The organism is Arthrobacter sp. ES3-54, from assembly GCF_029504395.1.
Taxonomy (GTDB): domain Bacteria; phylum Actinomycetota; class Actinomycetes; order Actinomycetales; family Micrococcaceae; genus Arthrobacter.
Genome location: NZ_JAQFIF010000016.1, coordinates 16,656 through 31,485 on the forward strand (window position 1 = coordinate 16,656; position 14,830 = coordinate 31,485).

General features: G+C 66.8%; 12 protein-coding genes. 6 read left to right on the top strand and 6 right to left on the bottom strand.

All coding sequences use genetic code 11. The annotated features are described in order from the left end of the window. Positions 1-2: 2 nt before the first annotated feature. The 3 genes from ilvA to M2428_RS19230 all read right to left on the bottom strand — a co-directional run bounded on the left by ilvA (position 3) and on the right by M2428_RS19230 (position 3,675). Positions 3-1,241 (bottom strand): threonine ammonia-lyase, encoded by a 1,239-nt coding sequence (gene ilvA, locus M2428_RS19220; RefSeq protein ID WP_277527562.1) that lies wholly within the window; start codon positions 1,239-1,241, stop codon positions 3-5. Positions 1,242-1,262: 21 nt separating this feature from the next. After that, positions 1,263-2,519 (bottom strand): AI-2E family transporter, encoded by a 1,257-nt coding sequence (locus M2428_RS19225; protein ID WP_277527609.1) that lies wholly within the window; start codon positions 2,517-2,519, stop codon positions 1,263-1,265. 190 nt (positions 2,520-2,709) lie between these two features. After that, positions 2,710-3,675 (bottom strand): aldose 1-epimerase family protein, encoded by a 966-nt coding sequence (locus M2428_RS19230; protein WP_277527563.1) that lies wholly within the window; start codon positions 3,673-3,675, stop codon positions 2,710-2,712. Between the two features lie 76 nt (positions 3,676-3,751). Between M2428_RS19230 and galK the strand changes: the two genes are divergently transcribed. Together galK and M2428_RS19240 are read left to right on the top strand one after the other, a co-directional pair. After that, positions 3,752-4,912 (top strand): galactokinase, encoded by a 1,161-nt coding sequence (gene galK / locus M2428_RS19235; protein WP_277527564.1) that lies wholly within the window; start codon positions 3,752-3,754, stop codon positions 4,910-4,912. Between the two features lie 20 nt (positions 4,913-4,932). After that, positions 4,933-6,171 carry an acetyl-CoA C-acetyltransferase gene (locus tag M2428_RS19240; RefSeq protein ID WP_277527565.1) on the top strand — a complete coding sequence of 413 codons (1,239 nt, stop codon included), beginning with the start codon at positions 4,933-4,935 and terminating at the stop codon, positions 6,169-6,171. A 123-nt stretch (positions 6,172-6,294) separates the two neighbouring features. Here M2428_RS19240 and M2428_RS19245 read toward each other — a convergent pair whose 3' ends face one another. Both M2428_RS19245 and M2428_RS19250 read right to left on the bottom strand, forming a co-directional pair. Further along, positions 6,295-7,212: a Bax inhibitor-1/YccA family protein gene (locus M2428_RS19245; protein WP_277527566.1), complete on the bottom strand. Its 918-nt coding sequence runs from the start codon at positions 7,210-7,212 to the stop codon at positions 6,295-6,297. 199 nt (positions 7,213-7,411) lie between these two features. Continuing rightward, a complete protein-coding gene (locus M2428_RS19250) occupies positions 7,412-8,293 on the bottom strand; it encodes a hypothetical protein (RefSeq protein WP_277527567.1) in 882 nt (293 codons plus the stop codon). Between the two features lie 616 nt (positions 8,294-8,909). Between M2428_RS19250 and M2428_RS19255 the strand changes: the two genes are divergently transcribed. Genes M2428_RS19255 through M2428_RS19270 form a run of 4 tightly spaced genes read left to right on the top strand, consistent with a single transcriptional unit; the run spans position 8,910 to position 13,014 of the window. After that, entirely contained in the window at positions 8,910-10,172 is a 1,263-nt protein-coding gene (locus M2428_RS19255) for a branched-chain amino acid ABC transporter permease (protein ID WP_277527568.1), read from the top strand. A 9-nt stretch (positions 10,173-10,181) separates the two neighbouring features. Then, complete coding sequence (locus tag M2428_RS19260; protein WP_277527569.1) at positions 10,182-11,150, top strand: branched-chain amino acid ABC transporter permease; 969 nt, start codon at positions 10,182-10,184, stop codon at positions 11,148-11,150. Further along, positions 11,147-12,244 (top strand): ABC transporter ATP-binding protein, encoded by a 1,098-nt coding sequence (locus M2428_RS19265; protein ID WP_277527570.1) that lies wholly within the window; start codon positions 11,147-11,149, stop codon positions 12,242-12,244. Before M2428_RS19260 ends, M2428_RS19265 begins: the two co-directional genes overlap by 4 nt. Beyond that, the gene (locus tag M2428_RS19270; protein ID WP_277527571.1) at positions 12,241-13,014 is read left to right on the top strand and encodes an ABC transporter ATP-binding protein; all 774 of its coding nucleotides are present in this window, start codon (positions 12,241-12,243) and stop codon (positions 13,012-13,014) included. Before M2428_RS19265 ends, M2428_RS19270 begins: the two co-directional genes overlap by 4 nt. A 375-nt stretch (positions 13,015-13,389) precedes the next feature. On the opposite strand, the gene M2428_RS19275 is transcribed toward M2428_RS19270, so the two are convergent. After that, a complete protein-coding gene (locus M2428_RS19275; protein ID WP_277527572.1) occupies positions 13,390-14,739 on the bottom strand; it encodes an ABC transporter substrate-binding protein in 1,350 nt (449 codons plus the stop codon). Between the last annotated feature and the right edge of the window lie 91 nt (positions 14,740-14,830).

Sequence of the window (14,830 nt, forward strand, 5' to 3'; positions counted from 1 at the left end):
CCCTAGTGCACCACGATCGGCTGGAAACCCTCGGCGCGCAGCGCCGCGAGGACCTGGCTGCAGTGCTCGTGCCCCTTGGTTTCCAGGTTGACGGTGATGGAGACGTCGCCCATGCTGATGGAGCCGCCCACCCGGGTGTGGTCCAGTCCCGTGACGTTGGCGTCGTTTTCGGCGATGATGCGGGCGATGGTGGCCAGCGAGCCCGGACGGTCGTCCAGCATCATCCGCACGGTCATGTACCGGCCGGCGGCGGAGAGGCCGCGCTGGATGACCTTGAGCATCAGCATGGGGTCGATGTTGCCGCCGGAGAGAACCACCGCAACGGTTCCGGGATTTTCGATCTTGCCTTCCATGAGCGCCGCGACGCCGACGGCCCCGGCAGGTTCCACCACCATCTTGGCGCGTTCCAGCAGGAAGATCAGCGCCCTGGCCAGGGCGTCTTCGCTGACGGTGACGACGTCGTCGACGAGCTCGCGGATGATGCTGAACGGCAGCTGGCCAGGCCGGCCCACGGCGATGCCGTCCGCCATGGTGGAGACCTTCTTGAGCGGGACGAGGGCGTCAGCGGCGAGCGAGGGAGGGTAGGCTGCAGCGTTCTCGGCCTGGACGCCAATGATGCGGATGTCACGGCCGAGTTCCTTGGCGCGTGCCTTCACGGCGACGGCTACGCCCGCGAGGAGGCCGCCGCCGCCGACGCCCATGAGGATGGTGTCGACGTCGGGGACCTGTTCGAGGATTTCCAGCCCCACCGTCCCCTGGCCTGCGACGACGTCGACGTCGTCGAAGGGGTGGACAAAGACGGCGCCGCTTTCATCGGCGTAGCGCTTGGCTTCAGCCAGCGCCTCGTCCACGTTGTGGCCGTGCAGCACTACCTCCGCGCCGTGGCTGCGGGTGGCGGCGAGCTTGGGCAGTGCGACGCCGAGCGGCATGTAGATCCGGGCCTTGATGCCGAGGCTCTTGGCTGCCACAGCCACGCCCTGGGCGTGGTTTCCGGCAGAGGCCGCCACGACGCCGCGCTTCTTTTCGGCGTCGGAGAGCTTGGCCATCCGCACATAGGCGCCGCGGACCTTGAAGGAGCCGGCGCGCTGGAGGTTTTCGCATTTGAGAAAGACTTCGCCGCCCACTGTGGCGCCCAGGGCCCGCGATGATTCCACCGGCGTCCGCGTAATAATCCCGTCGAGCAGCTTCTGCGCCTCCAGGACATCGTCCAGCGTGACGGGCAGGCTCTCAAGGGTATTCACGAACTGTTCTCCTTCTTCGGATCAGGCGTCGGTGCCCCGTCCGGCATCGCTGCCCGGAGCACCGCTGTTGGGTGCGGCGCCCTCGCGGCCGGGGGTTCGGCCCGGCAGGTGGACGTCTGTGAAGGTGGTGTCGGCGCCGGGTTCGAGGGCAGGGCTGCCCTCTGGTCCCGCGGTTGCCAGCACTTCATCATGTTCCCACGTTCTGCCCGCAATGTAGCGAATTGACGAGTTTGCTACGGCCAGGATCGGAACGGAGAACAGTGCGCCGGGGATCCCGGCGAGGTAGGAACCCGCCGCGACGGACAGGATGACGGCCACGGGGTGGAGGGAGACGGCCTTGCCCATGACGAGCGGCTGCAGGATGTGGCTTTCGAGCTGCTGGACACCGAGCACGATCGCCAGCATGATGAGCGCGTTGACGGGCCCGTTGGCCACCAGCGCCAGCAACACGGCGATAGCGCCCGTGACTAGCGCGCCGACCACCGGGATGAAGGAACCGAGGAAGACCAGCACGCCCAGCGGCAGCGCGAGCGGCACGCCAATGATGGCGGCGCCGACGCCGATTCCCACGGCGTCCACGAACGCGACGAACATTTGGATGCGCGCGTAACTGACCATGGAAGTCCAGCCGCGGCGGCCCGCACCGTCCGTAGCGCGGCGCGCCTTCCGGGGCATGAGCCTGACGAGGAAGGCCCAGATCCTGTCACCCTCGAGCAGGAAGAAGATCAGCACGAACAGCGCCAGGACAAGGCCGGCGGCGAAGTGCCCGGCAGTGCTCCCGAACGTCAGGGCCCCGCTGAGGATGCTGCTGCTGTTGTTCTGCAGCGCGGCGGTGGCGTCCTCGATGTACTTGTCGATCTGTGCGGCGGTCAGGTGGAGCGGGCCTTCCGACAGCCAGGTCTGGACCTGCTGCACACCCATGAGCGCCTCCGACCACAGCTCGCCGAAGCCCTGCATGAGCTGGCGCCCCACCAGGGTCAGGGCACCGACGATAATGCCGATGAAGCCGAGCACAGTGATGGCGACGGCGAGCCCCTTGGGCACGCTGTTTTTGGCCATCCAGCGCACTGCGGGGCTGAGGAGTCCTGAGAGGAGGGCGGCGACCATGACGGGGATGATGAGGAAGCTGACATGGCTGAGCAGCCACACCAAGCCCGCGAGCACGAGCAGGATCAGCCCGGCCCGCCACGCCCAGGCGGCTGCGATCCGCACACCATAGGGAATGTCCTGGTCGATCTCGCGGTCCGTCCGTGACCGGGCCCCGGCACGCACCCCCATCCCGGCCGCGGAAGGAGAAGGGCTTGTGGCGGATGCGGCGTCCTCAGCTGGCGTCATAGCCCCATGATTCCGCAGCAGCCGATGAATAGGAAACCAGCAGCCAGCAACCGGCTACCGGCGCGCGGGCCATTTGGTGGGGCCGGACCGCCCGGCCGGGCCGCTCGGTCAGCCCGTGGGGTCAGCCCGTGGGTCAGCCTGCAGTGGCCGTCAGCGAGGCCGAGATACCCCAGGTCATGGAGAACTGCTCCCCCGGCGCGAGCCAACCCAGGCCATCGCCGCTGTTGAAAGCGTTGGCCGGCCCGGTCATCGGCTCGATCGCGACCGCCTTTGACCGGCCCGGAAACTCGGTCGTCACGAAGACATGGACGTAGCCGCAGCCCGCGTCCTGCCACAGGCTTACGGTCCGCCCGTCGGGTGAGCGCAGCGTGTGCCGGGCAACGCCGCCGTCGAACGCCAGGTCCGTATAGGCCGAATCGAGGTCCAGGCTCCCCACCAGCCGCCCGCCGCGCAGGTCGAAGTCGCCGCTGACCGGCTCGGTGCTGCGCGGGATGAGGCGGTCATCGGCCACCAGCCGGGTCCGGGCATCCACGCTCACGGTGAGGTCCTCGCTGGGCACGTCGCCCAGCCGCAGGTACGGGTGCGCGCCGAGCACGAACGGCGCGGGGCCCTGGGAGTCGTTGATAAGGGTTTGGCGCACCACGAGCCCCAGGTCCTCCGCCAGTTCGTAGCGGACCCGGTGCCGGAGCAGGAACGGATAGCCGTGCTGCGGGAAGACCGCCGATTCCAGGGTCACGGAGAACTCGTCCTCATCCACGAGTTCGTAGGAGGAGTTCCGCAGCAACCCGTGGCTGGCGTTGTTACGGGAGACCTCGGTGATGTCGAGCTGCAGCTTCTTGCCGTTGAGGTACCAGACGCCGTCCTCCACCCGGTTGGCCCACGGCGCCAGGGTGATGCCGGTGGCGCCGGGCGGAATGTCGGCATCGCCGTAGCTCTCCGTCAGCGCAGTGCCGCCGCGGCTGTATAGCCGCAGGCCGGCGGCGAGTTCGGTGACGACGGCCAGGGCGTCGCCGCGGCGGAGCTCGTACTGCCGCCCGGTGGCGTACCGCCGCATGGTTTCATCGGGGCCGGCTGCCGAAGGCATCGCTGAAAGATCCATGGTGACCACCGTACAGACCTGCCCGGCAACCCGTATACCTTGGTTCCATGACTTCCAGCAGCGCAGGCGCCAGGCCATGAATCCTCCCCTGGGCAGCAGCGGGCTCGCCGCCCGGTTTGAGGCGGTCTTCGGCGCCCGGCCCGACGGCGTGTGGCGGGCACCGGGGCGCGTCAACCTCATTGGCGAGCACACCGATTACAACGAGGGCTTCGTCCTGCCCTTCGCCATCGACCGGTCGGCCCGGGTGGCCCTCAGGGTCCGGCCGGATTCCATCGTGCGGATGCTCTCCACGTTTGGGAACCAGGGGCTGACCACCGCGGACACCGGGTCGCTGGCCCACGCCAGCGCCAAGGGCTGGACTAAGTACCCGCTGGGGGTCATCTGGGCCCTGCAACAACAGGGCCTCCCGGTTCCCGGCGTGGACTTGCTCCTGGACTCCGATGTCCCCCGCGGCGCCGGCCTGTCGTCCTCCCATGCGATCGAATGCGCCGTGATTTCGGCACTGAATGAGCTCATGGGTGCCAACCTGTCCGCGGAGGACATGGTCCTGGCTACCCAGCGGGCGGAGAACGACTTCGTCGGCGCGCCCACCGGCATCATGGACCAGTCCGCCTCGCTCCGGGCCACGGCCGGCCATGCCGTCTTCCTCGACTGCCGGGACCAGAGTGTCAGGCTGGTGCCGTTCGACGCCGACGCCGCGGGGCTGGTGCTGCTGGTCATCGACACCCGGGTTTCCCATTCCCACGCCGACGGCGGGTACGCTGCCCGGCGGGAATCGTGCGAACTCGCCGCCGAGGTCCTCGGCGTGCCGGCGCTGCGCGACGTCGGGTTCGAGGACCTCGAGGAGGCCAGCGGGCTTCTGGACCAGGAGACGTTCCGCCGCCTCCGGCATGTGGTCACCGAGAATGACCGCGTCCTGCAGACGGTGGAGCTGCTGGACACCCTGGGCCCGTCCGCTATCGGCCCCCTGTTGGACGCCTCCCATGCCTCGATGCGCGATGACTTCGAGATCTCCTGCGCCGAGCTGGACCTGGCTGTGGACACGGCGCGGTCCGCGGGCGCGGTCGGGGCCCGCATGACCGGCGGCGGCTTCGGCGGCTCGGCGATCGCGCTGACCCCGGCGGGATCGGCACAGCAGGTGCGTGCCGCCGTCGAGCGGGCCTTCGCCCGCGCCGGGTACGCCGCGCCGGAGATCTTCAGCGTCAGGCCCGCGGCAGGGGCCATGCGCCTGGCTTAGGCGGGGCGTAGTCTGGGCGCATGCCAGAAGCTGTCATCGTTTCCACCGCCCGGGGCCCGATCGGGCGGGCGTTCAAGGGGTCCCTGAAAGACGAGCGGCCGGACGATCTCGCCGCCGCCATGGTCACGGCGGCCCTTGCCGGGATTCCGGCGTTTGATGCCGCCGCCGGGCCGGGACGTGGCCTGGACGACATCTATCTGGGGTGCGCCGAGCCCAGCGGCGAGGCCGGCTCCAACATGGCACGCGTGGTCAGCATCCTGGCCGGCCTGGACAACGTTCCGGCCGCCACCATCAACCGTTTTTGTGCCTCCAGCCTGCAGACGCTCCGGATGGCCTTCCACGCCATCAAAGCCGGCGAAGGCCAGGCGTTCGTTGCCGCCGGTGTGGAGGCGGTGTCCCGCTACCGGGAATGGGCCGGCGCCGGCGAGACCGACGCGAGCACGCACAACCCGCGCTTCGAAGCGGCCCGGAAACGCACCGAGGCCCGCGCGGCGTCGAACACGCCGTGGACCGACCCGCGCCTGGGCAGCCGGATGCCGGACGTGTACATCGCCATGGGCCAGACGGCGGAGAACGTCGCCACAAGCTACGGCATCACGCGCGCGGAGCAGGACAACTGGGCGGTGCTCAGCCAGAACCGGGCGGAGGCGGCCATCGCGTCCGGGTTCTATGCCCGCGAAATCACGCCGTACACCCGCGCCGACGGCACGGTGGTGGACCGCGACGATTCGCCGCGTCCCGGCGTCACAGCGGAGGCCGTCGGTGCGCTGCAGCCCGTCTTTCGCAGCGGCGGCACCGTGACGGCCGGGAACGCCTGTCCGCTCAATGACGGGGCCGCCGCCGTCGTGGTCATGAGTGACGCGCGGGCCCGCCAGCTGGGACTGGAGCCGCTGGCCCGGATCGTCTGCACCGGCGTCAGCGCGCTGTCCCCGGAGCTGATGGGCATGGGCCCGGTGGAAGCGACCCGCCGGGCGCTCACGATCGCCGGGCTGAGCATCCGCGACATCGACCTCGTGGAGCTCAACGAAGCGTTCGCGGTCCAGGTGGTGGCCAGCGCCCGGGAGCTCGCCATCGATCCGGAGAAGCTCAACGTCCACGGCGGCGCCCTCGCTCTCGGCCACCCCTTCGGGATGACCGGCGCCCGCATGACCACCACGCTGATCAACGGGCTCCGCGCCCGCGACGCCTCCCTCGGCCTGGCGACGCTGTGCGTAGGAGGCGGCCAGGGCATGGCGGTTGTGCTGGAGCGGCTCAGCTGACGGGCTGCAGCTGACGCATGGCAGTTGATGTGCGGCAGCGGGCTCCCTTGGCCGCAAACACGAGGAGCCCCGCCGTTGGGCGGGGCTCCTCGTTGAAAACAGTTCGAACAGGTACGACGGCGGTTACTCGTCGCCGCGGAGGATGGCCAGCAGTCGGATGATCTCAACGTAGAGCCAGACCAGCGTGACCGTGAGGCCGAAGGCGGCGGTCCAGGAGAAGCGCTGCGGGGCTCCGGCGCTGATGGCCGCCTCGATGCTGGTGAAGTCCATGATCAGGGAGAAGGCGGCCAGGCCGATCGCCAGGATGCCGATGAAGACGCCGAGCGGGATACCCATGATCTCCACGCTGGTGCTCAGGCCAAACGGCGAGTTAACGGCTCCGGTCCACATCATGACGACGTTGACCAGCGCGAACACCGCATAGCCGATCAGGGCGATCATGAAGAACCGCATGAGCTTGGGCGTCGCCCTGACCTTGCCGCTCTTGAACAGCACGAGCGTCACGGCGAAGACGGACAGGGTCCCGACGACGGCCTGGATGCCGACCCCCGGGAAGAGGTTGTCAAGGATGCGGGTCAGGCCGCCGAGGAAGAACCCTTCGAGCAGGGCGTAGGCGAGGATCAGTCCGGGTGAGGGCTGCTTCTTGAAGGTGTTGACCATCGCGAGGGCGAAGCCGCCGAGGGCCCCGAGGATCATCAGCATGGATCCCGTGCCCTGCGGGACGGCGAGCGCCACTGCGGCGCCGACCACCAGGATGCCAAGGCACCCGGCAGTCTTGATGATGACGTCGTCGTACGTCATCCGGCCGATGTCAGCCGGTCCGGCCGCCGGGCGGTTGTACAGGTCCTGGAGCTGTTCCTGGGTCATGCCCTGCTGCGCCGCATTCCACCCACCCTGGCCCGGGGCCTGGCCGTAGGTGTTCTGCCCATAGGGGTTCTGGCCGTACGGGTTCTGGCCATACGGGGCCTGCGGGGCAGGCGGTGCCTGGGTGGCTTCGCGGAAATTCTTTCCGCTGAAGATCGGGTTTCCGCCAGTTGCCATTGCGGGTGTCCTCCAAAATAAGGGGGTGGGTGATGTTCCGGTGCGATGCGGACAATACGAAAAGGGATTTTGTATAGTCACGCTACCAATTCCCACGGCCGACGGGGAGGGATAGTTCCCCCGGGGAGCCGCCGCAACCGAACCGTGACCTTAGTCGGCGGGATCTTCAGGCCCAGGATTCCCGCGTTGGCACCGGCCGTCAGGGACGTCCGGTGCGCCTCGCACCTGTGCCGGCTGCCAGCACGGCGGCGGGTCCGTCACCACGGAAATCGTCGAGCCGCTTCGACGGGTTCCCCTTCGGCTCCGGCAGTGGGCCGGGGACCGGCGCCGGCGTTCCCGTGCCGCTGTTGACTATGACGTCGTCAATATAGATGTCGGCCATTTGCTGATCGTGTTCGGAGCCGAGCTGGACCGTGTCGAGCGTCGTCGCCGAAATGCTGACAGTGCCCGCGTAGACGGAACGCCCGTCCCACCAGATTTGGACGGTGGTCTGCGGACCGTTGGGGACTACGTGCATGACCAGCCGGTGCCAGGAGTCAGTGGGGACATCCCGCCGCAACGTCGTGTACGCGAAGCCTGCCGGTGACGAGGTGCGGAGCACCAGCTCATGGGAGATGTTTTGCCGGAAAACATCCAGGACGCGGACGCCGCCGGAAAAGAACCGGAAGTAAGGAACATTGTTTCCTGCCATTCCCTCAGCGGCGATATTGAACCATCCGTCCGCATACGCCTCGGTGTTCCCGGGGGTCAAGCCGACGGTCAGCCTGGCGATGGAGCCAAGCCCGGCGGTGGTGTGCAGGCGGGCGGCACAGCTACCGGAGTGCGACGGCCCGGTGGACACAGAGGCATCTCCCGTCCCTGCAGTGGTGACGCCGAATCCGTCCAAGGTGCCCGATTCGAAGCTGGAGGCTGCCGCCTGGATCCCCGGATAGGGGTCGGTGAGCGCCTCCGTGGAGGGAACGCAGGCCTGCGCCCCGGCGGTCTCGGGGCCCAGGCTCAGCGCCGGAATACCCAGGATCGCCAGCACAAGCGAACCCGCGAGGCACAGCTTGACCACCCGGTTCATCAGTCGGCCCTCCACGATCGGCCCCTGTCATCCACGCCGCCCCGTGTCCCAGGCCGAAAGATCCGGCCAGCGGATTCCGGACTTCGGTTCAGAACTGCGGTTCAAGAGTGCGGTTCAGGACTTCGGTTCAGGACTTCGGTTCAGGACTTCGGTTCAGGCGCTCTTCGCACCATAACGCGGCAGGACTTGGAAAAAGCTTGGATTTGCCGGTTCCGCAGACAGGACCGGATGTCCTAGGCAGACGGCACCGGCGCCGGGTTGGCCCGGCGGACCGGGGGCCGAACCGGCCACTGTTTAGGCATACTCGGAATCAACAAAAGTTTTCTTTAGCGGGGCTACAGCAAGGTGCCGCCGCGACTACACGGTTGTTACCCGATCGCGACGTTCGCCCTGCTCGCAGCGGCATTCATTGCCTCGCGCGGGCTGTAGCATAGGCCACACAGGGTGACGGACATCACAATACTTGACCGTGTTGCGAGACGCTCGTCCCCCTGACCGTTCGCAACGGTTGCAAAGGCGCAACCCACAGCACCCCCATGTGGAGGTTTTCAATTTGAGAAGCACAACGAGCGGCCTGTCGCAGAGACGGCGCGGCAGACTAATGAGGGCTGTGGGGGCAGTATTTGTCGCCATGGCTGCGCTACTGCTCATCGTGGCCCCGGCGTCCAGCGCCGCGACCCCCTCGCCGACACCATCCCCGTCGGCGACCCAGTTCACCAACAGCATCAGCGGCTTCTTGCGCGGCGACGACCGCGCACCGATCCCAGGGGTAACCATCACCGCCACAAGCGGCGATTTTACGGGAACCACGAAATCGGGACCCAACGGCGCCTGGACCATTGGCGTCCCCACCCAGGGGACCTACGAGGTCAAACTCGACGAGTCCACGCTTCCGCAGGGCATCAAACTGGCCGAGGGCCAGGAGAACCCCCGCAACGTCACGTTCAGCCAGACCTCAAACCTCTCGGTGATCTTCACCTTTGGCAAGGGAATCGTCGTGGCGGAGGAGAACTTCGGGCAGAACCTGCTCAACCGGCTAGTGGCCGGCCTGAGCTTCGGCCTGTTGCTCGCCCTCGCGGCCGTCGGCCTGTCCCTGATCTTCGGCACCACCGGCCTGACCAACTTCGCCCACGGTGAAATGGTCACCCTCGGCGCGGTGCTGGTGTTCATGCTGAACGCCATGCACCTGCCGTTCTGGCTGTCCGTCATCCTGGCCGTCATCGGCGGCGGATTGTTCGGCTACGTCCAGGACGCGGGCCTGTGGAAGCCGCTGCGGCGCCGCGGAACCGGACTTGTTCCGATGATGATCGTCAGCATCGGCCTCGCCCTGTCCGTGCGCTACATCATCCAGTTCTATTTCGGCGGCGCCACCCAGCAGTTGCCGTTCGCCCAGAGCGTGGAAATCCTGATCGGCCCGATCTCCATCTCCCCCAACAACCTCTGGTCCCTCATCATCAGCGCCGTCGTGATCGCCGCCCTCGGCGTCGTTCTGCTCAAGACCCGTCTCGGCAAGGCCACCCGCGCGGTGGCCGACAACCCGGCGCTGGCCGCGGCCTCCGGCATCGACGTCGACTCCGTCATACGGATCGTCTGGGTGGTCGGCGGCATGCTCGCCGCCCTCGGCGGCATCCTCTGGGCTTACTACCGGCCCGGCGTCACCTTCGACATGGGTTCGCAGATCCTGCTGCTCATCTTCGCCAGTGTCACCCTGGGCGGCCTCGGCACGGTCTGGGGCGCCCTGGTCGGTTCCATCATCGTCGGCATCTTCGTTGAGCTGACCACCGTGTTCGGCCTCGCAGCCGACCTTAAATACGTGGGAGCGTTGTTCATCATGATTGTTGTCCTCTTGTTCCGGCCTCAGGGCATTCTGGGCCGCCGCGAGCGCGTGGGTTAGGAGACAGCCATGGATTTCGGATTCATATTTTCCAGCGCCGCCGGCGAACTCTTCAGCCCGACGACAGCCGCCTACGCCCTGGCCACCCTCGGCCTGGCGGTCCACTTCGGCTACACCGGCCTGCTCAACTTCGGCCAAGCAGGCTTCATGGCAGTGGGGGCCTACGGCTTCGCCATCTCCACCCTGACGTTCCACGTGCCGTTCTTCATCGGACTGCTCATCGCCGTCGTCTGCTCCGCTATCTTCGCTCTTCTGCTGGGCATCCCGACGCTGCGACTTCGGGCGGACTACCTGGCCATCGTGACCATCGCGGCGGCCGAAATCGTGCGCTATATCGTCACGACCAACCAGCTGACCGCCATCACCGGTTCGGCCAACGGCTTGGCGGCCTTTGAAGGCGATTTCTACGCCATGAACCCCTTCCCGCCGGGCACCTACGTCGGCATGAACAACCGTGACTTCTTCATCCGGGTAGTGGCCTGGGCAGTCGTGGCCTTGTTCTGCCTCATTGTCTGGCTGCTGATGCGCAGCCCCTGGGGCCGCGTGCTCAAGGGCATCCGCGAGGACGAGAACGCCGTCCGCTCGCTCGGCAAGAACGTGTACGCCTACAAGATGCAGTCCCTGATCATCGGCGGCGCGCTCGGTGCCCTGGCAGGCATGATCTTCACGATTCCCCGCGGCGCGGTGCAGCCTGCCAACTACGGCACGGAACTGACGTTCTTCCTCTACACGTGCCTGCTGCTCGGCGGCCTCGGCACCGTGCTCGGCCCGGTGGTCGGCGCCATGATCTTCTGGGTGGTGCTCTCACTCACCCAGGGCATCCTCTACGGCCTGATCGAGTCCGGCACCATCACGTGGCTGAATACGGTCCAGGCCGGGCAGCTGCGTTACATCCTGGTCGGCGTGGCGCTCATGCTGCTGATGATCTTCAGGCCCCAGGGCGTTCTCGGCAATAAGAAGGAGCTGGCATTCGCATGAGCAATCCAAGCGAAGAGTCGCGCGAGGAACCCCGCACGTCGGAAGAAATCGACTACATGACGGACACCCGTCCGATCGCCGCCGGAGAGATCGCGCCCGGCTGCAAGAAGCGTGATCCGATCGTCGTGGCGGAAAACGTCACCCGCAGCTTCGGCGGCATCAACGCCGTCGACGTCCAGTACCTAGAGATCCCGCGGCACAAGATCACCGCATTGATTGGCCCCAACGGCGCCGGCAAGACCACCTTGTTCAACCTCCTCACGGGATTCGACACCCCGAACTCCGGTTCATGGCAGTTCGAAGGCCAGAGCCTCGCGGGTGTCTCCTCCTACAAGGTCGCCCGGATGGGAATGGTGCGCACGTTCCAGCTCACCAAGGTCATGGGCAAGCTCACCGTCCTGGAGAACATGCGCCTCGGCGCCTCCAGCCAGTCCGGCGAACGGCTGTCCAAGGCCTTGTTCAAGGGCATCTGGGGCGGCCAGGAAAAGAAGATCACCCAGGAAGCCAACGTGCTGCTGGAGAAGTTCAAACTGGACGCCAAGAGGGACGATTACGCGGCGTCGCTGTCCGGCGGGCAGCGGAAGCTGCTGGAAATGGCCCGGTCCCTCATGGTCCGGCCCAAGCTGGTCATGCTCGACGAGCCGATGGCCGGCGTCAACCCGGCGTTGACGCAGTCGCTGCTGGACCACATCAAGAACCTCAAGGCCGAGGGCATGACCGTCTTGTTCGTCGAGCACGACATGAACATGGTCCGCCACATCGCCGACTGGGTGGTGGTGATGGCCGAGGGCAAGATCGTGGCCGAAGGGCCTCCCGCCGAAGTCATGAAGAACCCCGCCGTGATCGACGCATACCTTGGCGCCCACCACGACGTGGATCTCGGCGACGCCGAGGGCATCAAGGAACTGGCCGCCGAACTGGTCGCCGACGAGGAATCGATCGTCGGCACCGAAAACGCCGGCATCATCTCCGCCGACGTCCTCGCCACCGAGGCGGAGGAAGCGGCGACGAACGGGACGACGCGCGGCCGGCGCAGCGCCGGAGAGCCGACCCGCGCCGAAGAGCCGAACCGCACAGAGAAGGACACAGAATGAGCGCCACCAGTGCGGCACCGGCCGCCCAGCCCGCCTTCGATGGCGACTCGGTCGTGAAGGTCACCGATCTGGTGGCCGGCTACCTCCCCGGCGTCAACATCCTTAACGGCTGCAGCATCGAAGCCCGCAAGGGTGAGCTGATCGGCATCATTGGCCCCAACGGCGCCGGCAAGTCCACGCTGCTGAAGGCCATGTTCGGCCTGGTCAAGGTCCACTCCGGCTCGGTAGTGGTCCGCGGGCAGGACATCACCGGACTCAAGGCCAACAAGCTGGTCACCAAGGGCGTGGGCTTCGTTCCGCAGAACAACAACGTGTTCGCCGCCCTGACCATCGAGGAAAACCTGCAGATGGGCATGTTCCAGCGGCCCAAGGACTTCGCTAAACGGTTCGACTTTGTCTCCGAACTGTTCCCGGAGCTCGGCAAACGGCGCGCCCAGCGGGCGGGCTCGCTCTCCGGCGGCGAACGCCAGATGGTCGCCATGGGACGGGCCCTCATGATGGACCCGGCCGTGCTGCTGCTCGATGAGCCCTCCGCAGGCCTCTCCCCTGTCAAGCAGGATGAGACCTTCCTCCGGGTCCACGAGATCAATCGGGCCGGCGTCTCCGTCATTATGGTGGAGCAAAACGCGCGCCGCTGCCTGCAGATCTGCGACCGCGCCTACGTTCTGGACCAGGGCAAGGACGCTTACACAGGTACAGGCCGGGAACTCATGAAGGATCCCAAGGTCATCCAGCTCTACCTGGGGACGCTCGCAGACACTGTCGAGTAGCGCGTTGGGCAGTATCCCCTGCAGGGGCCGTCACCAGCCGGTGGCGGCCCTTCTGCGTGCCGGGCGGCATCTCGCTGGGCCCCGGACCTCTGGCCGCGGCTCCGGGCGCCTCCGCAGCCACTTGCTCGGCGCCTGCGCTCGTGCGGTAGGACGAAGGCGGCGTCACGCGGCGCAGGGTCTTAGGCGGGCGCACAGCGGCTTGAGGCGGGTTGCCGCCGTCGGACGCCCCAGCACCCCTCAAAAGTCTGCTGTGCGTGACGCCTGGCCGCCCCACCCTGACGCTCTGTCCGACGGCAGGGTCGCCCCGCTCCCCCGCACGCAAAAGACCCCCGTCCGGACTGGACGGGGGTCTCTTGTTTGTCGGTAGGAAGCGGCTTACAGCTTGCCGAATTCTTCCTTGGCCGGCTTGTAGGTGTTGTCATCCTGGTACTCGTAGATGCCGATGTAAGCTTCCGTGGGGTCGCCGGCGTCGGAGAACGATACGGGGCCGGACTGGCCGTCGTAGTCGATGTCCTTACCGTTGCGGAGCAGGGTGACGCAGGTGGGGAAGGTGTTGCACTTGTCGCCGCCTTCAGAGACTGCCTTGAGCTGCGCTGCGATGTCCGTACCCTTGGTGCTCTTGGCGGCCTCGGCAGCCAGGGCGACTAGGTTCACGGCATCGTAGGACTCGCCCGCGTAGCTGTAGTCCTTCAGCGCCGGGTCGATCGTCAGGAGCTTCTTCTTGAAGTCATCCTTGGCGAAGGTGCCCGGGATGGTGCCCTGGGCGCCCTTGAGGGTTCCCGGCTGGAAGTCCTTGCTGTAGTCGGACATGTTGCCGTCCACCATGAAGATCTGGGTCGGCTTGACGCCCTTGCCCGTCATCAGCGGAACGATGCTCTTGGCCTGGTCGAAGGTGATCAGGGCAATGGCGTCCGGCTTGGCGGCGAGGACCTTGTCCACCTGGCTGCTGAACTGGGAATCGCCCTCATTGAAGAGCTCCTGGGCAACAACCTTGCCGCCTGCTGCCTCGAAAGCGGACTGGACGTTCTTTGCAAGGCCGGTTCCGTAGGCGTCGTTCAGGACGATCATGCCGACCGTCTGGGCGCCACAGGTGGCCATGTAGTTGCCCAGGACCTTGCCCTGGAGCACGTCCGAGGGGGCGGTGCGCCAGTAGAGGCCCTTGTCATCCCACGCGGTGAAGTCCGGCGAGGTGTTGGCCGGGGAGAACTGGACGACGCCGGCACCGGTGATCTGGTTGATCACGGTCTTGGAGACACCCGAAGAGGCGGCGCCGACGATTGCACTGACGCCCTGGCCGAGCAGTGCCGTAGTGGACTGGGTGGCGATGTCAGTCTTGGTGTCACCGGAGTCACGGTGGATGACCTCGACAGGCTTGCCCAGGACGCCGCCGGCATCGTTGACCTCCTTGATGCCGAGGTTAACACCTGCAATTTCGGGCGGGCCGAGGAATGCCAGCGAACCCGTCGTCGGCAGGAGCGAGCCGATCTTCAGGGGCGTGGGGGTGGTGGTGGCCGAAGCCGGCACGGTGCCGGCTTCGCCGGCAGCGCTGGTACCGGCGCCGGTAGCGCTGGGCGCCGGGCATGCGATGCCGGCGGCCGCAGCTGAGCTGGATCCCGACGAACTCGGGGCAGGTGAACCGCCACAAGCCGTAGCCAGAAGGGCGACGCCGAGGCTAAGCACTGTGAGCTTAGCGACGCGGGGCGCAACCCGGGGGAGTGAAGTCATGTACAAGCTCCTCGATCTAAAGGTGCGAACGGCCTTTGACGCGAAAGATCAGGTGTTCCTGATTCCACTTCAAGCTAGTGCAATTTCGACG